Genomic DNA, 21,582 nt, shown 5'->3' with positions numbered 1-21,582 from the left:
TTATGGATAAGAAGTAGTAATATTTACAAGACTTTCAAACTTACCGGCAGCGACTGGGGTCCCTGTTGATACTAATTTAGCCTTAATTTTATATTCTGTATTCACTCCAGATATTGCTATATTATTAACACTAGTGCCTGGATTTATTATACTTGTGCCATTTGATTGATATATAGCAATTGCGATATTTTTATGTGTTGTTGCGAAATAAGTAGTATTATCAGATGAATCAGTTTTTGTTGTTCCTGCATCAAATTTAATATTAAAATTTTTTAAGACCGCATGAGGGCAGTCTTTAAAACTAATTGTAAACTCTTTAAGGTCAGATGATTTTCCTGTACTCCCATTTAATATAGATGTAAGTATGTGACCGAAATTAAAATCATTTTTTCCTGTATCAACGGTACAAGTACTATCAATAATCACTCCTCTGAATTTAATTACTCCATCAGCAGATAACGCATTGAAACTGGTAAAAATCCCCAAGACCATAGTCAAAGAAGCCAAAATAAAATTTTTTCTCATTTAAAAATACCTTCCCTTAATAAAGATGTGTGTGATTTTTTTGTACAATAAAACTATATACCCAACCAGAGTTATAATTTAATGGTTGATTATATAATTGAATTAATTTACATAGTGATAAATAACATTTCATAATTTTGCTACACATGGCCTTCTTCAACCCATTGTTATATATAGAATTATGAGTAGTATAAGATGTAGCGCTATTTTGGAATCTTATTTATATAACTCGATTGAGTTTTTACCTCTATTTTTTATATGCTGTTAATTTTCTACTAAGCGTTTTTTACTGATAAATAGTTCGTCAGTAATTTCTGTGATTTTTTCTGAATATATCATCATGTTTGTTAATAATAATCTTTGATATTAATTTTAGCCCAAGGAGCAATTTTTCCTCCCGAATATCATCTATTACTGCAAACTCTTAACGTTATTAATAATGATTCTTATTTTTGTTAAAATATCGCAAGTACCAAGATACGATAAGTTTTCATACTAATCATGAAATTTTTACAAGGTGATTGTTATTATGCAGTGAAAAGCGCTTGTGGGCAAGATATATACATGGATAAATTTATCTTTATTGTTTGTTAAGCGGATGTCCACTAGTGAAATAACTGCGTTAATGAAAAACGAACTACCACTGTTAAGCTCGGCATATGTATCTTATACAGAGACTCACATCAATGCTCTGATTGAGCGAATCATTGTACTGCTATATTAATACAATTAGAAAAGCTGCCATCTTGATTATGATTACGATAGCAACAATTTTTTCTTAATATTATTAACTTGTTTTCAATTTGGAACTTTCATCTTCCTTTAGGGCTATTCTCATGCGATGAAGAGGAGTATTAACTAAAATATGATCTTTTTCAACAACTTAAATAAAAAAAGAGTGTTTTTTTTCTGTTTTATAAAAATATCTTGTTATTTCATAATGTTATAATTATAAATTAATCGTTTGATTTGGTGTGTTTGTATGTGATTTTCAGATTTAAACAATTGATTAAATGTTTTGAACAGGGGAGATAGTAGTGATATTCATTATCTAATTTAATGTTTTATCATTAATAATGATATGAATCAGACGATTTAGTTCTTTTTTTCTAGTGGTTTGTTGGAATATTCTATTGTTAGTGATTCTGGCGTGTATTTTATGATCAAAATCATTATCGGTAGTTTTGATTGTGAAGATTTAATCATTAATCAGGCAAAAATAACGGTGTTAGCAAGGGCTAATCCGTGTTTCCGCTGTTTTTTTACCGTAGGCCCTAATAGTAGTAACTTAGGGAAGTTATATGGGGATCATGAATATGGACGTTGTAATGGAAAGATGAACTATCATAATAAGGTAGATGGAAAAGGAAACCATCAGTTTCAGATAGGTTTTCCGACAAAATAATAATTGATTTTTAAATGTGCTATGTGGTTCATGGATTCGATGGTTTTATATATCATGGACTACCATTCATATAAGATATTTAACTACAGCGTAATTTCGTAGTTGGTGAAATTCAATTCAAGGAAAAATTCAGTCAGAAGAGAAGACAAGGTGATTAACAGGGCGTATACACAGTGTTGAGTGAAAAAAATCAGCCAGTAAAATGCTGGCAGGTTATATGAAAGCACGTAATGCCGATACAGGTAGTTACTAAACTGTTTAAAATTAGCCATTGTTATTTCCCATGTATTGACTATCGAGCAGGCAATATTTGTGTTACCAGAGCTTGAATTAGTACTACAGCCGTAGATACCAGAAAGTTGCATTTTCCTTGATGCTCACAACTCTGAGAAACCGCATGAATTAAGCTTTTCTATGAGTGTCTTTTCTGTTGAGAGAAGTAAGTACGGCTGTAGTACTAGTGCTTATAATGCCGCTAATTATGTGGGTCTAAAAATTAGCCGTCAGCCATTCTCAACAAGCCGGATAATATCGGCATGGGTAGTGAATCCATTAGTTATTAAATTAATGAATGAATGCTCTCACACAGATATTCTTGAATCTGTTTCCATTATTGGAGATGAAATAATCAATGAAGTTATTAATTGAGGAAAATATATCAATATAAGTTAATTTGATTGTTCTTTTTGATTGAATGGGCCCAAGTTTAGCTCACTCAGTATCTTGAAATGAGGTTGAACTGAGCCAGATTTGCCACTAATATTTATCTGCAATCCCTTAAAAGAGTAAAAGGGATTGCAGCATATTAATTATTGCCTTGCTAGTCGGAAATGGGAAGGTTTGAAAGGTGTATTGCTACGCCAAGGATTAATATCCAGGCCTCCTCTGCGAGTGTAACGAGCATAAACTGCAAGATATTCTGGTTTACAGAAATAGTTCAGGTCATTAAAAATACGTTCCACACATTGCTCATGGAACTCATTGTGTTGTCTGAATGATACTAAATATCTAAGAAGTGCTTCCCTATTGATACGACGACCCTGATAATGAATCTGAACCGATCCCCAATCAGGTTGATTTGTAATGAGGCAGTTCGATTTCAGCAAATGGCTGACTAGCGTTTCTTCTGTATACTCATCACCTATTGCATTGTTCAGGTAAGCATTACTGAATCTAAAATCCGCGATATTTATATCCTGATTATCAATGCATACCCCTTCAAAGTTTCCAGCCTGTTGAACACTGATGTCAGTAACAGGATAGAGTTCTAATGCTACGTTTCCAGAAGCGCAATTTTCGAGATCGTTAACTATGGTATTATGCACATCGTCCCAGTTTTCAAAATTTGTCTGATTCAGGCTGTTCAAATAGAGCTTGAAACTTTTAGACTCTATCAGATTTTTACTGTGAGCATTAATGGCCACTCTTCCTGTGGCAACTTGTGGTAAACCATTTTTATTTAACCAGGATAGCTCATAAAGATTCCAGATATCCTCGCCATACTCAGGTGTATCCTTAATTGATAAGGATGATCTGCCGAGAGATCTGGGGACACCATGAAGTAAGTCTGGTGAATATTTTTCTGGATAAGTTGTATCTTTACCAAGTGGTAATTCTGAAATAGTGAAATGGGAATTGCTCATTTTAGCTCCTTTTATTTCTGGTAAATAAATTTATTAAATAGATATCTGAACATGTATATAGGTACGATGCCAATAATTGCATAAATGAGTTTAATAAGAAGCTGACCTCCAATCATACTCCATACCATATGTTGCCCCAGGGCGCGAGCATACTTTTTTACCCCCCCCCTTGAATGAACCGTAATTATATGATCTCATTCTCCTTATTTTTCTTTTTAATACTCGCCCATGAATCCGAACCAGACCCTGATTGAACATTTAACCGTTGTGAAAGAAACTCGTTCTGACATCAATCGTCAATACGAGCTGATTGATGTTATTTTTCTTGTCATCAGCGCCATTCTCGCTGGCGCTGAAGGTTGGCAAGATATTGAAACTTATGGTCGGGCCAAAATTACGTGGCTGAAAAAATATCGCCCCTTTCTCAGTGGAATACCATGCCGACACACGGTTGCCAGAATTGTGCGCGCTATTGAACTTGATTCGCTGTTGGAGGCTTTGCTCAACTGGATCAATGAACAACGTGAACAGGCAGGGAAACCGGTCATTGCCTTCGATGGAAAAGTTCTGCGACGCGCCTACCGTAATGAAAAGCAAAACGCCGTCCAACTGGTCACGGCATATGATACGGAACAAGGATTAGTCCTGAGCCAGAAAGCCACTGCCACGAAAAACGGGGAAATCAGTATCGTGCGGCAGATGTTGGATATCCTTGACCTGAAAGGCAGCATCGTCACGCTGGATGCTTTGCATTGTCAGCGCCAAACGCTGGAAAAAATCAGCGAAAAGAAAGCCCATGTCGTGGTTCAGGTGAAAAAAAATCAACCCCATCTGTGGGAAGCCGTCCAATCGCAATTTCAGGCGGTGTTTGATGCCGGTAAAGAAAAAATTATCACGGAAGTTAAGCAAGAAGCCCATGGCCGGCGTGAAGAGCGTTATGTGTTTCAGTTAAAGCCCCAATTTACGGCAGAATTAATCGAGAAATGGCCGACCATTCGTAGCATTATCGCCGTAGAACGTCACCGGACACAAAATGGCAAAGGAACGGTGGACACGTCTTATTATGTGAGTTCCCTTTCGCCCAAGCATAAATCACTGGGATATTATATTCGCCAGCATTGGCGGATTGAAAATACCCAGCACTATATTCTTGATGTGGTCTTTAAAGAAGATGATTCACGAATTGTTCTGGAGGGTGCAGTTGAGAATCTGGCCTTATTCCGTCGTATCGTCCTGAATCTGGTCAAACAATGCGATTGCGGGGCACCGAGCCAAAGGAACAAGCTTAAAAAAGCGGGTTGGTGCGATGATTATCGGGCAAGAGTTTTCTTTGGATGAATAGCAGTCAAAGTATGCTCGTGCCCTGCCCTTATGGCAAGTCTATGGTGGTTTGTCATAAGGGGGAGGGGTTGGCTAAGGCATTGACTTGGCTGGCTGTCAATACCTGACGCCTTGCCTTCGCTGTTTTGTATTCTATCCGGTGAAATAAGAGAAAATGACGGGTAGGTCAGATAATCACAGAAGCTCTCGGCAGTTCTTCTCTGCTGTTTTTTCTGATTTTCATTTGTTTGAAGAGCTACTCACTTTAGATTCACATATTACTGATAAAGCCACTCACTACATTCAGAAATTGGGCATGGATCATAAAGTAAAAGTAGTAGATGGAAAATTCTCTACCATAAATATATCTACTGGTCAGCGTAAAAGATTAGCTTTAGTATCTGCTTATTTAGAGGATCGTCCTATTTATATTTTTGATGAATGGGCAGCAGATCAAGACCCAGTTTTTAAAAGAGTGTTTTATACGGAATTATTACCTGAATTAAAGGCGCGTGGCAAAACCGTTATTGTTATTACTCATGATGACTCTTATTTCGGAGTGGCAGATAGAATAGTGAAGTTAGAAGATGGACATATGAAGGATATCTAAATAAGATGGCGGCTGTTCGGGCAATATTGACTATAGCTGGAAGATCTAAATTAGCTAATCCTCATCACGAACGGTTAAGTAATCATGCTCTCGGGTTATCCGGGGCCAGTCGGGAGGGGACTAAAATAGCGATGTTCACGTTCCTCAGTCAATCGCTGGATAAATTGGTTTACATTATCTGGCTTGGAAGGGTTAAAAAGCCTGCTGGCAGGTCTGGCATTTATCTCCACGTTTTACTTTACTGTCGTTATTCTGGGCATTTCCTTACCTTATGTTTTATACAGCTACGGTTTTGACAACTGAAAATTATAAGGAAAAGGCCTGTATGCCAGGCCCGTTAAGTTTCACTGATTAGCTTATCATCAGCGATAGTACTGGTGTTTTCTTCTGGAGTTGTGCTTCCAGCTTCTGGCTACATCATAAGCATCAGAAGGATAATCATCCCAGGGATCTGCCAGTAGCTTTCCACGCGCAGCTCTCAGCTTAAGTGGATAACCTTTATACACAATAAGATGTAAATAATAATAGCTCTTTTCCTGCTTGGTACTGAAGCGTTTGTGTAACCAACTCTTCAGTAGAGGGTAATAAGCCCAATCACGGCGAATGCCTGAGAACACCTCAGAGTACTTATACTGTTGTTTCTGTTTTTTCATAATACTTCCAGATTAATTAACGATACCTAGAAGTGATCCTCTGCGTAGTAATTCATAGTGCCTCCAAGTACTAACTATAATTTTATATTATTTAATTACAAGCATCACATCCGGTAGTTGGGGCCTGAAGGTGGTCTTGCAGGCTAGTCACGCAACCCCTTCTTTGTCTGGTTGAAGTCATGCCCATGATGAATTTGCGCTGAATCTGCCAATCAGGGCGGAAGTTTTATGCGTAAGGGTTTGTGACGCCGTTGGTAGGATCGCCCTCGGCGAGCATCTCAACTAGGCGTTGTCGTTCGCTTTCATCGGGCAATACACCCGTTGTCTCTGCCTCCAGAACGGTGATGCCATCGCTATTGATGACACGAACCTCCGCCTTGGCACGTCCTTTCTCGTCAATTTCGAGAATGACCCAGTCACAGGTCAAGGTCTCGTCGGCATAGATAGGTCGCTTAAATCGGAACGACATACTCACTGCAAGCCAGCCAATCTGGCCGCCGATTTCAGTGATCAGACTCGCTGTGAGGAGGCCATGGGCAATAGGAGCCCGAAGACCTTTGAGCTTCGCATAATCGCTATCGCAATGTACCGGGTTGTAGTCTCTGGAAAGACTCGCGAAGGATACTATTTCCTCGGAGGTGAAACGGCGCGTTATCGTAAATCGATCGCCTATACGGAGCCCTTCGGCAGTGAGCTGCCTGATGTTTGTCATGGATGTTCCTCGCAAAGTAGTTTGAACATGTCAGCTTTAGGTTTGCTTTTGAACGGCATGCTATCTTAAAGAATTCGTCAGAAAGAATGCTCGTCTCCGGGAAAGGTCCCGCCTTCTACATCAGCTGCGAAATTAGTTTCTGCCCTTTGTCCTCTTTACCTTGTACCCGGTAACCTCCCAGTTGATGTTCTGCCTGAGGAGTGAAACCGATATGGGACATGACCGGTATCCCGGCGTTTACCAACTTCTCTACCTGTGGAAGCATTTCCAGCCCATCTTCCAGCTTGACCGCTTGAGCTTCTCCTTCCTTCATGAACAGCACTGTGGTATGAAAACATTGTTCAGGTGATCCCTGATAAGGAGCCAAAAGGTAAATCTGCAATCACCAGTGCACGTTGGGTGGAACGAGATATGGCACGCACAAGGGGAATAAGGTCATCGACGGTAACTGGTAATGAGGTGTCATATCCAAAGATGTTATTGGACGCCGAGTCGCCGACCAATAGCACTGGTATACCAGCCTCTTCAAAGGTGGCCGCAGTGTACATATCGTAGTTGGTAAGCATGGCCCATTTGTGGCCTTGTTCTTTCATTTCCCGAAGATGCTGGATACGAACCTTCCCAGTGTTGCTGATCGGATTTTTTCCTACGGGGAAATCTGTTCATCCATTTTAATCTCCTTATATTTTCTAAATTACTGTTTCGGCCAGAAGCAGGAGGGCAATACCCGTCATCGCTGCACCGGAGATCCGGCTCACCAGCTTCGCGGCAGCAGGTCTCGTCTTAAGAACTACCTGAGAACCGTAACCAACCAACAAATAAACAACGCCACAACTAGCTATATGGATACTCCCCAGGGTCAGCATTTGTGTAGGTAATGGCCATGAACTCTCCGGGTCGGAAAATTGTGGCAGTAGAGCCAGAAACAATAAAAATACTTTGGGGTTTAAACCGCTGACGCCTACCCCCTTCAGTATCCACTGCACGGCGTTATCTGGTGTGTCAATAAGTTCGGTGGCTGGTGCCGCAGGATTGCGGATTAGACCAACCCCAAGCCAAAGCAGGTAACCGGCGCCTACGATGGTCAGCATGGTCAGTGCGAGGGGCATATTCGCTACCAAAGCGCCGACACCAGCAGCAACTAAACCGGTAGCTGCCAAATGACCAAGCAACATGCCACTAACAGCTGGCATAACCATTCTGCCGCGAATGCCCGCCGAGATGGCATACGCCCAGTCCATCCCAGGGGTGATAACAAACAAGAAAGACACAGCCCAAAACGTTGCCAGAACACTCGGAGACACATTTAATCCCTCATCACCGCTAAAATATAATGGGAAGAATATCCCTGTTTTGATAAAATGTGCTTCCAAAATAAACCCAAAAAGACAGTAAAGATGGAAGGAAAATGGCAATTGACAGTTTTGATAAGAAAATTCTTGCAGAGCTCCAATTGGATGGCAGGCTAACAGTGACAGAATTAGCCGAAAGAATTGGTTTGAGCTTGTCACCCTGCCACCGCCGCTTGAAGGCTCTAGAGCAATCAGGTGCGATACGAGATTATAGAGCTCAACTTGACCCGCTTGCCCTTGGGTTGAATTTCTCAGCATTGGTGTTCGTGACGATGAGGGATGGCAACCAGACAAGCGTGGCTAAGTTCGAGGCCGCTGTTATCGATATACCCCAAGTTATCGAAGCAAGACGACTGTTCGGCGATCCTGACTACATGCTAAATGTGGTGGCAAAAGACCTTGAGGCCTTCCAGAAGCTTTATGACAATCGGCTCTCGGCTATGCCTGGCGTGCAGCGCCTGACTTCCACGCTGGTCATGAAGAGCGTGATCCAGAATAGGGCGCTTCCATTGTGATGAATCGGGATACACCTAGCCTTGTCAGAGCGATAGCATCACACATTCCTAACAACCAGTTAATCTGTTGAGAGAGCGGTTAGGGTCAACCTAAAAACTGGATGGTATCAACCATTTATTCCGGTTACCCTAAAAGAAGAAAATTCCGGCTCTTGGGCCGGAGTTTTTATCCAACAAGACGGAGATGAAAAATAAACCGACTGACCTGGAATGACCTGCTGGATGAGTATTTTTTTGCCAGAATTTTGCGGCCGGATACGGAGTCAAGTTATCGCAAGGTGGTGAATACATTCAAGGTATTTGCAGGTGTCAACAATCGGCCTGCTCAAGTGACCCGACAGCAGGTCCTGGCATGGCGCAGATATGTGTTGCATCAACGCGGACTGAAAGGTGTGACCTGGAACAGTAAGATTACGCATATGCAGGCGGTGTTTAATTTGGCGATAGAAGAAAAAATACTGCCCCAAACGGAAAACCCATTTAATGGTGTAAAGGTCAATACGAACAAAAATAAAAAGAAAACATTGACCAAAAAACAACTGACAGCCTTGTATCTCACGATGGGGCAATTTGAAGAGCGGGAGCGACGGACAGGGGATAACCATCGTGCCCGCTGTGCATTATATCCGACCTGGTACTGGCTGACAGTATTGGATACGTTGCGTTATACCGGGATGCGGCACATATCCGGCTGGGGGATGTTGATCTGAATGAGCGCCGGATTATTCTTTGTTCCGAGGGGAGTAAGAACCATTATGAACACCAGGTGCCGGTGGTGAAATGGTTGTATCCGCGACTGGAGATTTTGCTGGAGCGTGCCGGGCCGCTGGGGCAAAACTGAATGATCCCCTGTTCTGTGTGAATTATTTTACCGCCAAAACAGACAGAGGAAATGAAACCGACCCGCTACAGACGATAAAATCATTCCAAATTCCCTGTCGCAAGATCTGTCTTTCATACACAAATCCCCTGATAAAAAATCGGGGGATTTTTTTGAATCTTTTTCTATTTTGCTGATCTTAGTAATAACTATTTCATTGAGGTACGGTAAAATGTTCCAAACTCACGCAGAACAATGGGCTTATGAGACTTTTTCTCGCGCAAATTTGGGCGATAGCCGACGAACCCAGCGTCTTATCAAATTCACCGCCTCTTTAGCCAACCATATCGGGCAATCTATTGTGCAATCACTCAAAACACCTGCGGATATTGAAGCCGCTTATCGATTTACGCGTAACCGGGCCATTGACGCAACGGCCATTGCAGAGGCCGGATTTGCAGCAACGGCTGAACAAGCTAAGTCCTATGACTGTTTGCTGGCATTGGAAGATACAACCTCACTGGAGTTCACTCATCAGACGGTTCGGGATGAAATGGGCTATACCTCATCACGAAAAAGTGCCACCGGCCTGCATGCCCATTCCGTTTTGCTTTTTGCCCCCAGAGAAGAACAGGTCATTGGCCTGATTGAACAAACGCGCTGGACGAGAGAGCTGAGTCATTATGGCAAGAAAGCGCAACGGGCTTCCCGGCCGTATAAAGACAAGGAAAGTTATAAGTGGGAACGCGCCTCTCAGGCAACAGAAACTCGTCTTGGCAGTGATATGAATAAGGTCATTTCAGTTTGTGATCGCGAGGCAGACATTATTGACTATCGGACCTATAAAATCACGCATCAGCAGCGTTTTATTGTGCGTTCAATGCAAAGCCGTTGCATTGAACAAAGCTCAGATAAACTTTATCTGTTCAGTGAATCTTTGCAGCCCGCAGATAAAAGAACCGTTCAGGTTAAACAACGAGGTGGGCGTAAGGCGCGTGAAGCTCTCTGCGACGTCCGTTACGCCCCTGTCACGCTCAAAATGCCGGCCAATAAACGAGGGGAGCCGATACCGCTGTATTATGTGAGTTGTCAGGAAACGAATAACGACAAGGAGCTGAGCTGGCACATTCTGACATCGGAGCCGGTAAAAGGTAAAGAAGATGCCCACCGTATTCTGGACTACTATGAAAAACGCTGGCTCATTGAAGAGTTTCACAAAGCGTGGAAAAGTGGCGGGACACAGGTAGAAGCGCTGCGGATGCAACGTAAAGCAAATCTGGAAAAAATGGTGGTGATCCTGGCGTTTATCGCCGTGCGTGTTCATCAGTTGCGCTATGTGGGTCTCAATAGATCAGAGGCGGAAAAACAGAGTTGTGAAACGCTATTAAGCCCGCTAGCGTGGAAGTTATTGTGGGTAAAGCAAGAAAAGAAAAAGGTCCCTAAGACAGCGCCAAGTGTTTACTGGGCCTATATTAATTTGGGAAAACTAGCGGGTTGGTATGACTCAAAACGAAATGGCCGAGTGGGATGGGAAAGGCTGTGGCAAGGATGGTTCATGTTACAAACCATCCTTGAAGGTTATTTACTGTCCAAGTCTCTTGATCTATGAAATATGATCAAGAGACAGACTCAAGGTGGGGATGTTTATTTTGGCGACCAATGAAGCGGACGATAAGGCGCTGGATATGGCCGCGTTGCTCGCGAATTACAAAGCCCAGCAGAAAGTTGAGCGAGGTTTTCGATTCCTAAAAAGTCCCGAGTTCTTAACCTCATCAATGTACCTGAAAAAACCGGAACGCATCGAAGCCTTATTGATGGTGATGACGTGTAGTTTAATGGTGTATGCGGCGCTGAACATAAAATTCGCACGGGTCTGAAACAAAGCAAGGCATTCTACCCGGATATGAAGCAGCAGCAGACGCAATCGCCCACCGCTCGTTGGGTATTTTTAACTTTCGAAGGTATTAATACCTTTGAATTTCAAGAACACAGGATGGTGACGGGAATGCAACCGTACCAAAATGCCCTGCTGAAAATATTGGGGCCACCATACGAGTCTTTTTATTCCTGAATTGGGTGCGGAATGTTGGATTCATCTTTCCCCGACTGACAGGATAGGGCGTCTGACACGGAGCCGAACCCGGTGTTTTCATGCGGCATTTGTTCGCGAACTTGAGGGGGCACTTTTGCGGGCAGACAGGGATATTCTGTTTCGTTCCCATTTGATGCGGCCTGCTCAGATACAGCTGGCCTGTTCGGTTCTGGCGCGTTACCCGACATGGCGTTACCGGATGGTTAGAGTGGTGATCCCTCGCTGGGAGTGAACAGGGATTACATTACAAAACTTACTGTATGAGTGGCGTTATGCTCCGACGGTTGCCTGTGGTGTTATGGTGCTGGTAAAGCAGGAAAAATAACATTTTATATTAGAGAGCATGAAATTGTGTGGGGCACTACATTGGTGTTTATGCTGCTATAGCTAATGCAGAACTATCAACCGTACTCCGGCTAGCTCATTAATTCTGATGCGGAGAGCATTTAAGCGATTGCTCCACGGATTTTTATGTCCCGGTTAGGGGGATATGTTTCTGTTTTGGGATCGTCTCAGAAACCACGTTAAGAAGCTAATTTATTGTTTAAATTAATTGTATAAACATAACTGCGCTTTTGCGCGGCATTGACTAACAGTTTTTCCCGTTCGGCCTAATATAAGGCTGATGTGGGTCGAAAACCGTCGTTAATCACAGGCTTGACGGTTATAATTATCTGGCAGAATTAAGCCATTAATGCGATATGAGAGAATTGAAATCCTGTTGCTGCAACGACGTTACGCAAAGTTTTCAAAGTCGGATTGCCTTTAGGCGACAGCGTTCGGTACAGAGTCTCGCGTGAAACACCTGCCTTATCTGCAATCTGTGCCATTCCTCCTCGCGCTTCTACAACATGACGTAATGCCATAAGAAATGCTTCCTGCCCGCCTTTTTCATCCATGTCAACAAATGCCTGATGCAGATAATGCTGAGCAAACTCAGGATCTTCACGGAGAAGCTGCACCATTGCATCATCATGTAAACGTGCTTTAGCCATAATCACCTCTTCAAATAGTCCTTCAGACATTCAATCGCCTGATCTATATCGGCGTCTTGGGCTCGTTTATCGCCCCCAACTAACAATAACACCACTTCACGACCAACTAAGCTGTAATACACTCTGTAGCCTGGCCCCTGATCTATGCGAAGCTCCCAGACACCCTCTCGACAAGGTTTATGATCACCAAAATTTCCGGTAGCCATTCGGTTAACCCGTGACGAGATTTTCGATTTCGCTATAGGGTCACGAATACCTTTCAGGAACTCCATATACAAGTCACGGTTATCGGAGGTGAGATAATGTTTGATCGTGTTCATATAAATTATTGTATCTTTAAAGCTACGAATCTGTCAATGTAGCATCTTTCGGTACGAATAATGGGGTTATCGGGTTACTCATATGCCTACAGGCGCTGCATTTGAATTTGATGTCTGGGGTAACTCAATTTTGCATGTTGAATTTTTTATCGTCATCCTCTCTGGTTTTGCACAGCATGCTTCCCGGTATCAGGTAATCATATGATTAGACTCTAATCACGACTTGAATAAGTCGTATTTCTGTGGGTGCTGTCGCATTAAGCGCTGTTTGGATAATATTGCATTTTTTTATTGGTTGAACTGACGATGTCCCTGATTCGAGAAGCGTTCAAACGCCGGCACTATCCTGTTGATATCATCGCTCAGTGTGTTCGCTGGTATCTGGCCTACGCGCTGAGCCTGCGTAATCTGGAAGAAATGATGGCGGAGCGTGGGATTGCCATTGATCATTCCCCTCTCTCTCGTTGGGTTCATCGTTTAGTTCCGTTGATGATTAAACGCTACCGGCGTAGTAAGCCCGCTGTTGGGCGTCGGTGGCGCATGGATGAAACCAATATCAAAATCAAAGGACAATGGAGTTACCTTTACCGGGCAGTGGATTCGGGCGGTAATACAATTGATTTTTTGCTGACGGCTTATCGGGATAAGAAGGCCGCACTGCGCTTCTTTAAAAAGGCAATGCGTCAGCATGGGCAGCCTGACGTGGTGACCATAGATTTTGCTGTCCTGAAACAGCACGTCCACATTGTGGACGTTGCAAGTATGACGTTATATCGGAAAGTAACAGCTCAACGCAGTTACTTTCCGAACGTGCATAAAAAACAGCAATCTTTACCTAAACGTTCTAGACAATTAGCAATGCTTTTCTAGCTCAAATAGATCTTAACGTGTCTACGATATTCGGATTTTTCTCTATTAAAAATAGCATCTTCAATGCGACCCCTGATGGTATTCTCTGGTTTTGTTCCCAACTTTGCACCAGTCTAATGCTCACCCCTACCATTTCCGCAAACTCGGATTGTTTCATACCGAAATTTTTGCGGATTAATTTAACATTAGGGATAGCATGACGATGAACATGTTCAGGCTTAGGCTGAAATTCACCGTTTTCTATAGCGACCATCTCATTTACACTACTCAAAAGCTCTTTAAACATGTTTTCTTCCATAATTTATCCTCAATACGTTAGATCATTCTCTGAAAATTTAGATATAAAATTGGAGAAGTTAACCGCCCGAAGGCTGCATTTTATTTCATATATTGAACAGCATTTTTCAATTGTGCTTTCTGAGCTTGTGTCAGGTCTTCTTGTACATTTTTCGGATAAATAAACAACAAATACAATCGACCACTTAACGTCCTGACATAGTAAATAACTCGTACCCCACCGCGCTTACCCATCCCTTTGCGACCCCAGCGAATCTTTTTGCACCCACCAGTTTGACTAATCGTGTCGCCATGTTCGTGATACTTCAACAAGTAAGTTTGAAGCTCCTGAAACTCATTATCTTTTATGAGTTCTGCTCTAACCTTACTGAAAGCGGTAGTTTCGATAAACTCCAAATAATCCATCGTAACTTCTCCATGCTGTCTATGATGACATAATACTGACACGCCGTGTTACTTTTCAAGTAAAAAATGACACTGCGTGTTAGTTTGGCTAAATTTAAATCTTTTCAATATATAATATGTGTGGTTTATATTAGACCTTCATTATTGGGAGGATAATTTTCATTTTTTCATTTTTTCATTTTTTCATGTTGAATTTTTTATCGTCATCCTTTCTGGTTTTGCACAGTATTCTTCCCGGTATCGGGTAATCATATGATTAGACTCTAATCACGGCCTGAATAAGTCACATTTATGTGTCCGTTGTTTTGGCAGGCAGCCCGATAGTACTGAAAAGTATGTCAGGCACAGTGCTAAATAAAACAAACAAGGATGTTGTGTGGTATGACAACTGAAATACCTCCTCTGTCTCCGTCGCCGACGTCTGAAGGCGGTAGGTAGTGCAACTCAATATTTAACACTTCTGCAAAAAATTGAACGACTTCGGAACGGTGATAACCCGCACCATCCAAAACAATGTGGATTTTTTGCGAAAGGGGGTAGGTTTCCCGGATTGCGCCGAAAAAAAGGACGACATTTTTCGCGTTAATCGCCGGATATTCCCGTATAAGGGTGTCTTCAATCCGTTGTAAATTAAGGGCGCCCATGATGTTGAGTCGGGTACGGCTGCCTGTGGTTTCAACCACTTTGAGGTGCTTCCGCCCGCTCTTCATCCAGCCGTAACTTAATTTTGTGGACTGGGTAGGATGCACGGCATCAATAAACACAATAGGCTCATTCTGGCCACAGGCTTCTTTCAGCGCGTTGTAAGTCTCAATAAACTGTTGCTGTTTCTCTGCATCAAATTTATGCGGAACCCCCACTGGCTTCTTGTAGCTGAAACCCTGGCGGTGAAGCCATTTCGTCATGCCTGCGACAGTGAAAGTCACCTGCCATCGTGCCCGGACATAAGCCACGATTTGTGCAGTGGTGTGCATCAAATTTGCGGTCAGATACTCAACTAATGTTGTTGTTTGTTCGGCAGACAAACGGCTTTCAGAGCCGCCATTTTCAGGGGCGAGTTTTTCCTCAGAGAAGTAATCCTTCAGATGCCGACTCACCGTACTTTCATGAATACGCCATAAAAATCGTGTTCAAGACAGTTGCTTCTGAGGCCAAAAGCACGGCCTTGATGCGGTCACGTACGCGTCCATCACGGGTCGTATCATGCATCAATTCGAGGGCTTCTTTTTGGGCATCTGTCAGAGTAATTTTCATGGGGCAATCTTGATCTGATAAGAATGAAAAATCAAGCATCTTCAATTACGATGGGTATAGTAAAAACCCAGAAGAATTTATTAAATCTCAAATTGATATGATTATAAGTACCGATGAATGGATTGTTGAGGGGGCTTATGATAAGCGGCTTTACCCTTTTCTCATTGAATGTTCCATTATTTTTAGAGTGAATGTACCCTATTACTTACGTATTATTCGTTTAATTAAACGCTTTTTAATCGCTAAAATTACGCGAAAACAACCTAAAGAAACTATCTTAAATACGTTAGAGCTATTGCATTTTTCAAGAAAATATGAGCAACGATTAAATGATTTTTTTAATTTACATCATGAATTATCTAATAAAGTAATCTTTATAAAAGACATTTCTTTATGTAGATTAATAATTAAAAAAGATAAATCAGAAAATATATTTAACCATGGCAAATTCTGATAGCAGAAGATAACCCCGACTTAACGGTGTTTCACTATTATATATGACTGTCTCTCTTATAAGTAGTGCATAAAAAAGTGTCGGAACTTTATTTAATTCCTGATAAAATAATAAACTAAACACGCATATCAAAAACTAAAGTGAGTGACTTATTCATAGTCTCCTTAGAAAACTCTATTCGGCTTTCTCCAGATAAATGCCTCAGGCTTTTTTTATGGGCTCGAATTTGAGCGAAACTTACTCTGACAGGCTGCTCAGTGCCATGAAGCGGACATAACATAAATCAAGGTACATAACTAAATTGAGCTAGGTCAGGTAAAGTCTAAAACTCCGTTTAGCTTGCTGTTGATAGGGGCCAAGAACAGAAAGAATTGATGTAAAAGTGCGCGGCGACCGTTAAAATGATCTGATACAGTTTAATCCTAATATTTCATGGACGTATCAGATGGCAGTTAAGCGAGCATATTACGGTAACGAAGGCGACAGAGACTACTTTGAGCGAGTGTTTCAGTCGGCCAATATCAACTTTCTCATCGGGTCAGGCGCATCGCTACCCGCTATCAGAGTACTGGGAACAATCGAAAACGATCTCCAGCAGCTTATTAATAATGAGAAGGAAGAGGAGTATTTTGATATGGCTGCCGAGTTTTTATCTGCGGTCTGGCTTCCGCATGAATGCATGCTGAACTGCAATAACGATACCCCGTTTGCTCCCCTTGTTATCTCGAACGTAGATGCCACCAGAAAGAACTATGATGCCTTCATCTCTTCGCTAGAAAAAATACTTACGCGCCGCCGTACCGGTCTGCTTCCACGGCGGATAAACGTATTCACGACTAATTATGATTTATTTATTGAGGAGGCAGCCACACGCAATAATAATGTCATTTTCAATGATGGATTCAGCAAACGGACGAATCTCAGGGGAGATGAGGAATTTGACGCGGGCAGTTTTAACTATTCTGTAAGCGCTACTGGCAACCTATATAACTATAAAGTCGAACTTCCTACCGTTAATCTTATTAAGCTCCATGGTTCTCTTTCATGGAAAAATTTCATGGGGAAAATTATCTACAACCTCGCTGAGGTGAAACCTCTCGGGTTTAACTCGGATGATGAAAAGAAAGAGTGGGTTCTCGCTCACGTTCTTATTCTTCCGAGAAAGGAAAAATTCAAAGAAACGCTTCTGCAAAACGTTTATTATGATTTGCTGCGGGTCTATTCAAATGAGCTGGATAAAGAGGCTACCCTTCTCGTCGTCTTTGGTTTTTCATTTGCCGATGAGCATCTTGAAACGCTGACAAAAAAAGCCCTGCGCAATGCCACTCTTAAACTACTAATATTTGCTTTCGACGAGGCTAGCGTTAACGGCTTTATGGATAAATTCCGGAATTATTCCAACGTAGAGGTAATCTACCGCCCGGGAGGCAATATAGATTTTCCGACAATGAATAACATTATCACAAGTTATCTGGGAGGAGCGAGGTGAGCGGGCATTTTACGGATGAGGAAGCGGTGCTACGGGTTGGTGAAGTCTGCGAAATATCTGGGCGAGCGGTAATTATTCTCGTGGATAAAAACAAGAATCTTAGCGACTTATTTTATCAGGGAAAGGTGCTGAGAAACGTTTCCGTAGGTAGCTTCATTGAGATCAAGAAAGGATTCATGAGCCTGATTGGCAAAGTGGAAGCGGAGAGAATCATTGAAGAAAAACATACTGCCGGCAGCGGCAGCGATGCCTGGCGTTATCGTCGCTACCTGACGGCCACGCTAACGGGATATATCGACCGCAGGGGCAGCTTCGTTGGCGGTTCACGTGAACTGCCTCTCATAGGTAACGAGGCCTTTGTGGTGACCGAAGAGATGATACAGACGGTGCATCAGATCGCGAATGCAGACGAAACGGTGATGACTTTCACCCGCACTGACCTAGAAGATATAGAGATTGCGCTGCCGGTCAACGGCCTCATTAATTCGCATATCGCGATTTTCGGCAACACCGGCAGCGGAAAATCAAACACGCTAGCAGCACTTTATAAAGCTGGTACTGCTCAGATAAAGCAGATGCTGGGCGACAGCTTCAAAGAAAGATGCAGGTTTATTCTCTTAGACTTTAACGGAGAATATACGGCACAAAACTGTATTACTGATGAGAAAACGGTTTACAACCTGAATACGCACCATGCAAATGGCGATAAACTTCCCCTCCCTAGAGAAGTCCTGCTTGAACATGACATGCTCTCCGTTCTGACCGACGCGACGGACAAGACCCAGAAGCCGTTCCTAAAACGTGTTCTGGAATTCCAAGCCGAAGTTATGGGGGCTGATAATGCTCTTGAGTACATGAGAAATATGCTCAAGAAAAAGATAAAACAGAACCTGTTTAGTGGTGACAAAATTAAAAGTGATGCGATTAATGCGATGTTAAGTCCGATTTTCTGTGACGACCCGGAGTTATTTTCCGATCTTGAATTTCACTCAGGAGGCCCTAAATGGAAAATAAGAAATGAGCGCCATTATTTCAACTCTGAAGTTGATGTGTAACGATCTTATATCTACGGAAAAGCCTGTGTATTCAATTTTAAAGAAGATATGATAGAGAGCCTCTTGGATTTTATGTGGCTGAAGCTTATCTATGAGTTTTTTTCAAATAAATCGAATCCGGAACACGTCTTACCTGTTATAAGCAGAATGAATGCTAACCGGGGGGATATAGCCAAAATATTTGATACCACGGGGCAGAAAGACTTCTGGAATGGAGGTAATTTTACCGTCATTAACCTCAATATGGTTAACATTACCATGAAGAAGACGCTTCCTCTTCTGATTGCCAAATGGGCTTATAACATGAAGAAGTTGTCTACCCTGCCTTCAACGCTTCATATCGTTATTGATGAAGCGCATAATATCCTATCAAACACGTCATTTCGGGAAACTGAAAGCTGGAAAGATTACAGACTTGAGACTTTTGAAGAAATTATCAAAGAGGGCCGTAAATTTGGCGTGTTTGTTACTATTTCCAGCCAGCGTCCGAACGATATTTCCTCAACTATTATTTCTCAGGCACACAACTATTTTATTCACCGCCTTATTAACCAGAACGATCTTTATGCAATTGAAAAATCCGTTTCTTATATAGATCGGTTGACAGAGGAGTCCATCCCGACTCTCTCCACCGGAACCTGCATATTCAGCGGTATAGTCAGCCCGATGCCGCTTAAACTGAGAGTGGCGGAACTTGCTCACGACCAGAAACCCCAAAGTAAAACGATTACATTCAATGAGTTAATCGATAAAGAGCAGGAGAATGATGCAGAAGGTGACTTAATGTTTTAAATACTGAATTGTATGCATCTCAAAGGGCAGCATAATAAATCAGGCATGTATAAAACCGAAACATCCCTGCATCGTTCGAAGCCCTGAACGTAGTCTGGTTCGCCTGACCCGATGCCCCTACAGGTCCACTTTTCGCTCATAGCTGACGGTCAGGCAGGGTAGCGATTAATCCAGATAATTATCTTTTATCAGGAAAATAGTGTTATTCCGCCTCACCTTTCTGGTAATACACCTGCCGGATATAGCGCCCACGTCCATCACCGTGCCCTAAATCCATTGATGCCAATGCCAGCGCTTCCCGCTCACTGAATCCCTGCGCGGTGTAATATTCACCGGATTGCTGGGCAAAATGGTAACGCATACTGTGCGGGGCATTCTTACCCGCCAGTCCTGAGCTTCTGACAATATATCGGTAACGGTCTATGGCCTGCGTGATCGTCGGTTTATCAATCAGTTTTCCACCCCGCTCTGCCTGCTCTCGCTCGGCATAAGCAATGGTATGTTGCAGCGCTGCCCGATCCAATATGGTCGTCTGCCTCGGCCGTCCGCCTTTGGTGCCAAATATTACCCGCACAGAGGTCTGCCCATTTTCCAGTGCTTTTTTCCAGGTGGCTAACGACTTATAGGCTTCCACTGCTTCTTTGGTGCGCAACCCAAGCACATACGCCAGTTGCATCACCGCCGCCACGCGCCGATCTTTTTGCTCGACCTGCTGAAATATTTCGCTGAATGCAGCCGGTGTCAGCGCCGTTTTTGTTCCTTTTCGATCGATTTCAGCAATACCGAGTGCCCGGTTGCTCAGGCGGGCATTATCGGGATCAGCCAGCTTATGCTTTCCGGCCTGCGCTAAAACGCTTCTCAGTACAGACATTTCATTTTGCAGAGTCCGGTGGCTGATAGAGTTGGCCTTTCGCTCTGCAATATAGCGTTCAATATATTTGACTTTAAGGCTGTCCATCTGCCGGAGCTTAATGCCTTTCTCCTTGAGAAAGTTAAAAAACTGCCGGGCAATCCGTTCACGATCAGCAACCGTGGCAAAGCTCCCACCCGCTTGTCGGGCATGGGTAATAAATTCTTTCCTGAACAACTCAATTTTTGAACGTGCCGATTTCTGCGCCATTCACGCCTCTCCTGTCACTTTTTCTCTGTTTTTATTCATTTTTTAAACAAGTCTCTGCGTGTCGGTTCAGGTTCACCGTTCCGTGATGCGTCAGATAATGTGTAGCAGAGTGAGGTTGTGTTGAGTTATTGCAGGAGCTCGCGACGTGCTGAGCACAGCGATGGAAGGCTCCCCGTTCATTGCCTGATCAGTTCAGGATGAACGCCTCATTATCTTGACGTATGTCATATCTCCTTTTTTTATCGCATCAGCCTGTTTTAAGGCGGTGGGTTGAAAACCAGATCTGGAATTCGTTCGTCAATCAAACAAAATGTCTGTTAATAGTCTGTTTTGAATGGCTTCACTGAGTAATTCAGGGTTCAAATCAGTCGTAAAGGCAGACCGAATGAGCTCTGGACGCTGACGCCCGGCGACGTCACTTGGTAATCGCTGCGCTTAAACATAAGTGACGCCGCGCCGTTTTCGGGACGTTTATCGTGATAAATGCAACATGTAAGTGAATGTTGTACCGGTTAAAACGGTATCGATTAGTGTGAGGCTGAGCATGTTCTGCCTTGTTATGTAGGTAGCCGGTGAAATAACACCGGGAAACTTTCATCATCGAAACTGGGTTATGTGTCTGATGATATCTGCTTCCAAAAGTGCGCAGATGTACTGCATTGTATGCACTCCCTTTCAGGCTACGGGAGTTTTCTTCGCCACCCGGTAGGTGATCCTTGCAGGCGATGGGATCATGAGATAACGGGAAGATATTAGCGATTATCTGAGAAGTGATCAATTTCTTACTAACTGGCACAGCAATGCTCAATGGAAGGCTTAAATTAAAATTCATAATAGTTTGAAATACCAATTTATTCTGATTGTAATGGTGATAAATAGCGAGA

25 protein-coding genes and 5 pseudogenes are annotated in these 21,582 nt (G+C 42.7%); 15 read left to right on the top strand and 15 right to left on the bottom strand.

Annotated elements, in window-relative coordinates:
• Window positions 1–525 carry a fimbrial protein gene (locus tag VY86_RS12470; RefSeq protein ID WP_046975174.1) on the bottom strand — a complete coding sequence of 175 codons (525 nt, stop codon included), beginning with the start codon at window positions 523–525 and terminating at the stop codon, window positions 1–3.
• Between the two features lie 1,159 nt (window positions 526–1,684).
• Between VY86_RS12470 and VY86_RS12465 the strand changes: the two genes are divergently transcribed.
• Window positions 1,685–1,930, top strand: a complete 246-nt coding sequence (locus tag VY86_RS12465; protein ID WP_046975173.1) for a hypothetical protein — start codon at window positions 1,685–1,687, stop codon at window positions 1,928–1,930.
• Between the two features lie 83 nt (window positions 1,931–2,013).
• Here the strand turns inward: VY86_RS12465 and VY86_RS12460 are convergent, their stop codons facing one another.
• Both VY86_RS12460 and queF read right to left on the bottom strand, forming a co-directional pair.
• Window positions 2,014–2,202 (bottom strand): hypothetical protein, encoded by a 189-nt coding sequence (locus VY86_RS12460; RefSeq protein ID WP_046975172.1) that lies wholly within the window; start codon window positions 2,200–2,202, stop codon window positions 2,014–2,016.
• Between the two features lie 537 nt (window positions 2,203–2,739).
• Window positions 2,740–3,573 (bottom strand): NADPH-dependent 7-cyano-7-deazaguanine reductase QueF, encoded by an 834-nt coding sequence (gene queF / locus VY86_RS12455; protein ID WP_046975171.1) that lies wholly within the window; start codon window positions 3,571–3,573, stop codon window positions 2,740–2,742.
• A 228-nt stretch (window positions 3,574–3,801) separates the two neighbouring features.
• On the opposite strand from queF, the gene VY86_RS12450 reads away from it, so the two are divergent.
• The 4 genes and pseudogenes from VY86_RS12450 to VY86_RS25165 all read left to right on the top strand — a co-directional run.
• Window positions 3,802–4,911 carry an ISAs1 family transposase gene (locus VY86_RS12450; protein WP_046973751.1) on the top strand — a complete coding sequence of 370 codons (1,110 nt, stop codon included), beginning with the start codon at window positions 3,802–3,804 and terminating at the stop codon, window positions 4,909–4,911.
• 157 nt (window positions 4,912–5,068) lie between these two features.
• Window positions 5,069–5,503 carry an ATP-binding cassette domain-containing protein gene (locus VY86_RS12445; protein WP_046975170.1) on the top strand — a complete coding sequence of 145 codons (435 nt, stop codon included), beginning with the start codon at window positions 5,069–5,071 and terminating at the stop codon, window positions 5,501–5,503.
• Window positions 5,503–5,637 (top strand): annotated as a pseudogene (locus VY86_RS25900) (integrase domain-containing protein); the annotation flags it as partial. The gene VY86_RS12445 and the pseudogene VY86_RS25900, both read left to right, overlap by 1 nt.
• Window positions 5,636–5,716, top strand: a pseudogene (locus tag VY86_RS25165) (hypothetical protein); the annotation flags it as partial. The pseudogenes VY86_RS25900 and VY86_RS25165, both read left to right, overlap by 2 nt.
• Window positions 5,717–5,865: 149 nt before the next feature.
• On the opposite strand, the gene VY86_RS12435 reads toward VY86_RS25165, so the two are convergent.
• From VY86_RS12435 to VY86_RS12420, 5 genes are all read right to left on the bottom strand, one after another.
• Window positions 5,866–6,156: a hypothetical protein gene (locus VY86_RS12435; protein ID WP_046975168.1), complete on the bottom strand. Its 291-nt coding sequence runs from the start codon at window positions 6,154–6,156 to the stop codon at window positions 5,866–5,868.
• A gap of 226 nt (window positions 6,157–6,382) precedes the next feature.
• Window positions 6,383–6,868, bottom strand: a complete 486-nt coding sequence (locus VY86_RS12430; protein ID WP_046975167.1) for a MaoC family dehydratase — start codon at window positions 6,866–6,868, stop codon at window positions 6,383–6,385.
• A 115-nt stretch (window positions 6,869–6,983) separates the two neighbouring features.
• Window positions 6,984–7,181 carry a 3-methyl-2-oxobutanoate hydroxymethyltransferase gene (locus VY86_RS26215; RefSeq protein WP_267481949.1) on the bottom strand — a complete coding sequence of 66 codons (198 nt, stop codon included), beginning with the start codon at window positions 7,179–7,181 and terminating at the stop codon, window positions 6,984–6,986.
• Between the two features lie 28 nt (window positions 7,182–7,209).
• Window positions 7,210–7,461 carry a 3-methyl-2-oxobutanoate hydroxymethyltransferase gene (locus VY86_RS26210; RefSeq protein ID WP_202967581.1) on the bottom strand — a complete coding sequence of 84 codons (252 nt, stop codon included), beginning with the start codon at window positions 7,459–7,461 and terminating at the stop codon, window positions 7,210–7,212.
• Window positions 7,462–7,557: 96 nt separating this feature from the next.
• Window positions 7,558–8,172: a LysE family translocator gene (locus tag VY86_RS12420; RefSeq protein WP_046975166.1), complete on the bottom strand. Its 615-nt coding sequence runs from the start codon at window positions 8,170–8,172 to the stop codon at window positions 7,558–7,560.
• 110 nt (window positions 8,173–8,282) lie between these two features.
• Between VY86_RS12420 and VY86_RS12415 the strand changes: the two genes are divergently transcribed.
• The 5 genes and pseudogenes from VY86_RS12415 (at window position 8,283) to VY86_RS24780 (ending at window position 11,879) form a co-directional block, all read left to right on the top strand.
• A complete protein-coding gene (locus VY86_RS12415) occupies window positions 8,283–8,735 on the top strand; it encodes an Lrp/AsnC family transcriptional regulator (RefSeq protein WP_046976854.1) in 453 nt (150 codons plus the stop codon).
• 281 nt (window positions 8,736–9,016) lie between these two features.
• Window positions 9,017–9,445, top strand: coding sequence for a hypothetical protein (locus VY86_RS25890; RefSeq protein ID WP_238591466.1), 429 nt, complete (start codon window positions 9,017–9,019; stop codon window positions 9,443–9,445).
• Window positions 9,446–9,787: 342 nt separating this feature from the next.
• Window positions 9,788–11,164 carry an IS4 family transposase gene (locus tag VY86_RS12405; RefSeq protein WP_046975165.1) on the top strand — a complete coding sequence of 459 codons (1,377 nt, stop codon included), beginning with the start codon at window positions 9,788–9,790 and terminating at the stop codon, window positions 11,162–11,164.
• A gap of 16 nt (window positions 11,165–11,180) precedes the next feature.
• Window positions 11,181–11,626 (top strand): annotated as a pseudogene (locus tag VY86_RS24785) (IS1634 family transposase); the annotation flags it as partial.
• 115 nt (window positions 11,627–11,741) lie between these two features.
• On the top strand, window positions 11,742–11,879 hold the full coding sequence (locus tag VY86_RS24780) for a hypothetical protein (protein ID WP_158019952.1): 138 nt from the start codon (window positions 11,742–11,744) through the stop codon (window positions 11,877–11,879).
• Between the two features lie 451 nt (window positions 11,880–12,330).
• Here the strand turns inward: VY86_RS24780 and VY86_RS12390 are convergent, their stop codons facing one another.
• Together VY86_RS12390 and VY86_RS12385 are read right to left on the bottom strand one after the other, a co-directional pair.
• A complete protein-coding gene (locus VY86_RS12390) occupies window positions 12,331–12,642 on the bottom strand; it encodes an addiction module antidote protein (RefSeq protein ID WP_193386984.1) in 312 nt (103 codons plus the stop codon).
• Between the two features lie 2 nt (window positions 12,643–12,644).
• On the bottom strand, window positions 12,645–12,962 hold the full coding sequence (locus VY86_RS12385) for a type II toxin-antitoxin system RelE/ParE family toxin (protein WP_046975161.1): 318 nt from the start codon (window positions 12,960–12,962) through the stop codon (window positions 12,645–12,647).
• A 306-nt stretch (window positions 12,963–13,268) separates the two neighbouring features.
• Between VY86_RS12385 and VY86_RS12380 the strand changes: the two are divergent.
• A pseudogene (locus VY86_RS12380) lies at window positions 13,269–13,679 on the top strand (IS6 family transposase); the annotation flags it as partial.
• Between the two features lie 154 nt (window positions 13,680–13,833).
• Here VY86_RS12380 and nadS read toward each other — a convergent pair.
• The 3 genes and pseudogenes from nadS to VY86_RS12365 all read right to left on the bottom strand — a co-directional run.
• The gene (gene nadS / locus VY86_RS12375; RefSeq protein WP_046975160.1) at window positions 13,834–14,130 is read right to left on the bottom strand and encodes a NadS family protein; all 297 of its coding nucleotides are present in this window, start codon (window positions 14,128–14,130) and stop codon (window positions 13,834–13,836) included.
• An 80-nt stretch (window positions 14,131–14,210) separates the two neighbouring features.
• Entirely contained in the window at window positions 14,211–14,534 is a 324-nt protein-coding gene (locus VY86_RS12370) for a type II toxin-antitoxin system RelE/ParE family toxin (RefSeq protein WP_046975159.1), read from the bottom strand.
• A 425-nt stretch (window positions 14,535–14,959) separates the two neighbouring features.
• Window positions 14,960–15,788, bottom strand: a pseudogene (locus VY86_RS12365) (IS630 family transposase); the annotation flags it as partial.
• 97 nt (window positions 15,789–15,885) lie between these two features.
• Between VY86_RS12365 and VY86_RS12360 the strand changes: the two are divergent.
• From VY86_RS12360 to VY86_RS25880, 4 genes are all read left to right on the top strand, one after another.
• Window positions 15,886–16,242 (top strand): hypothetical protein, encoded by a 357-nt coding sequence (locus VY86_RS12360; protein ID WP_238591465.1) that lies wholly within the window; start codon window positions 15,886–15,888, stop codon window positions 16,240–16,242.
• A 445-nt stretch (window positions 16,243–16,687) separates the two neighbouring features.
• The gene (locus VY86_RS12355) at window positions 16,688–17,731 is read left to right on the top strand and encodes an SIR2 family protein (protein ID WP_046975158.1); all 1,044 of its coding nucleotides are present in this window, start codon (window positions 16,688–16,690) and stop codon (window positions 17,729–17,731) included.
• A complete protein-coding gene (locus VY86_RS25885; RefSeq protein WP_238591464.1) occupies window positions 17,728–18,786 on the top strand; it encodes a helicase HerA domain-containing protein in 1,059 nt (352 codons plus the stop codon). Before VY86_RS12355 ends, VY86_RS25885 begins: the two co-directional genes overlap by 4 nt.
• Window positions 18,787–18,933: 147 nt before the next feature.
• Complete coding sequence (locus VY86_RS25880) at window positions 18,934–19,578, top strand: ATP-binding protein (protein WP_238591463.1); 645 nt, start codon at window positions 18,934–18,936, stop codon at window positions 19,576–19,578.
• Window positions 19,579–19,780: 202 nt separating this feature from the next.
• Here VY86_RS25880 and VY86_RS12345 read toward each other — a convergent pair whose 3' ends face one another.
• The gene (locus VY86_RS12345; RefSeq protein ID WP_046975157.1) at window positions 19,781–20,698 is read right to left on the bottom strand and encodes an integrase domain-containing protein; all 918 of its coding nucleotides are present in this window, start codon (window positions 20,696–20,698) and stop codon (window positions 19,781–19,783) included.
• Window positions 20,699–21,113: 415 nt separating this feature from the next.
• Window positions 21,114–21,530, bottom strand: coding sequence for a hypothetical protein (locus VY86_RS24775; protein ID WP_162200373.1), 417 nt, complete (start codon window positions 21,528–21,530; stop codon window positions 21,114–21,116).
• Window positions 21,531–21,582 lie beyond the last annotated feature (52 nt).

Origin of the sequence: Photorhabdus thracensis (genome assembly GCF_001010285.1) — a bacterium.
In the GTDB taxonomy this organism is placed as follows: domain Bacteria; phylum Pseudomonadota; class Gammaproteobacteria; order Enterobacterales; family Enterobacteriaceae; genus Photorhabdus; species Photorhabdus temperata.
This window is presented reverse-complemented; position numbering and strand designations above follow the sequence as displayed.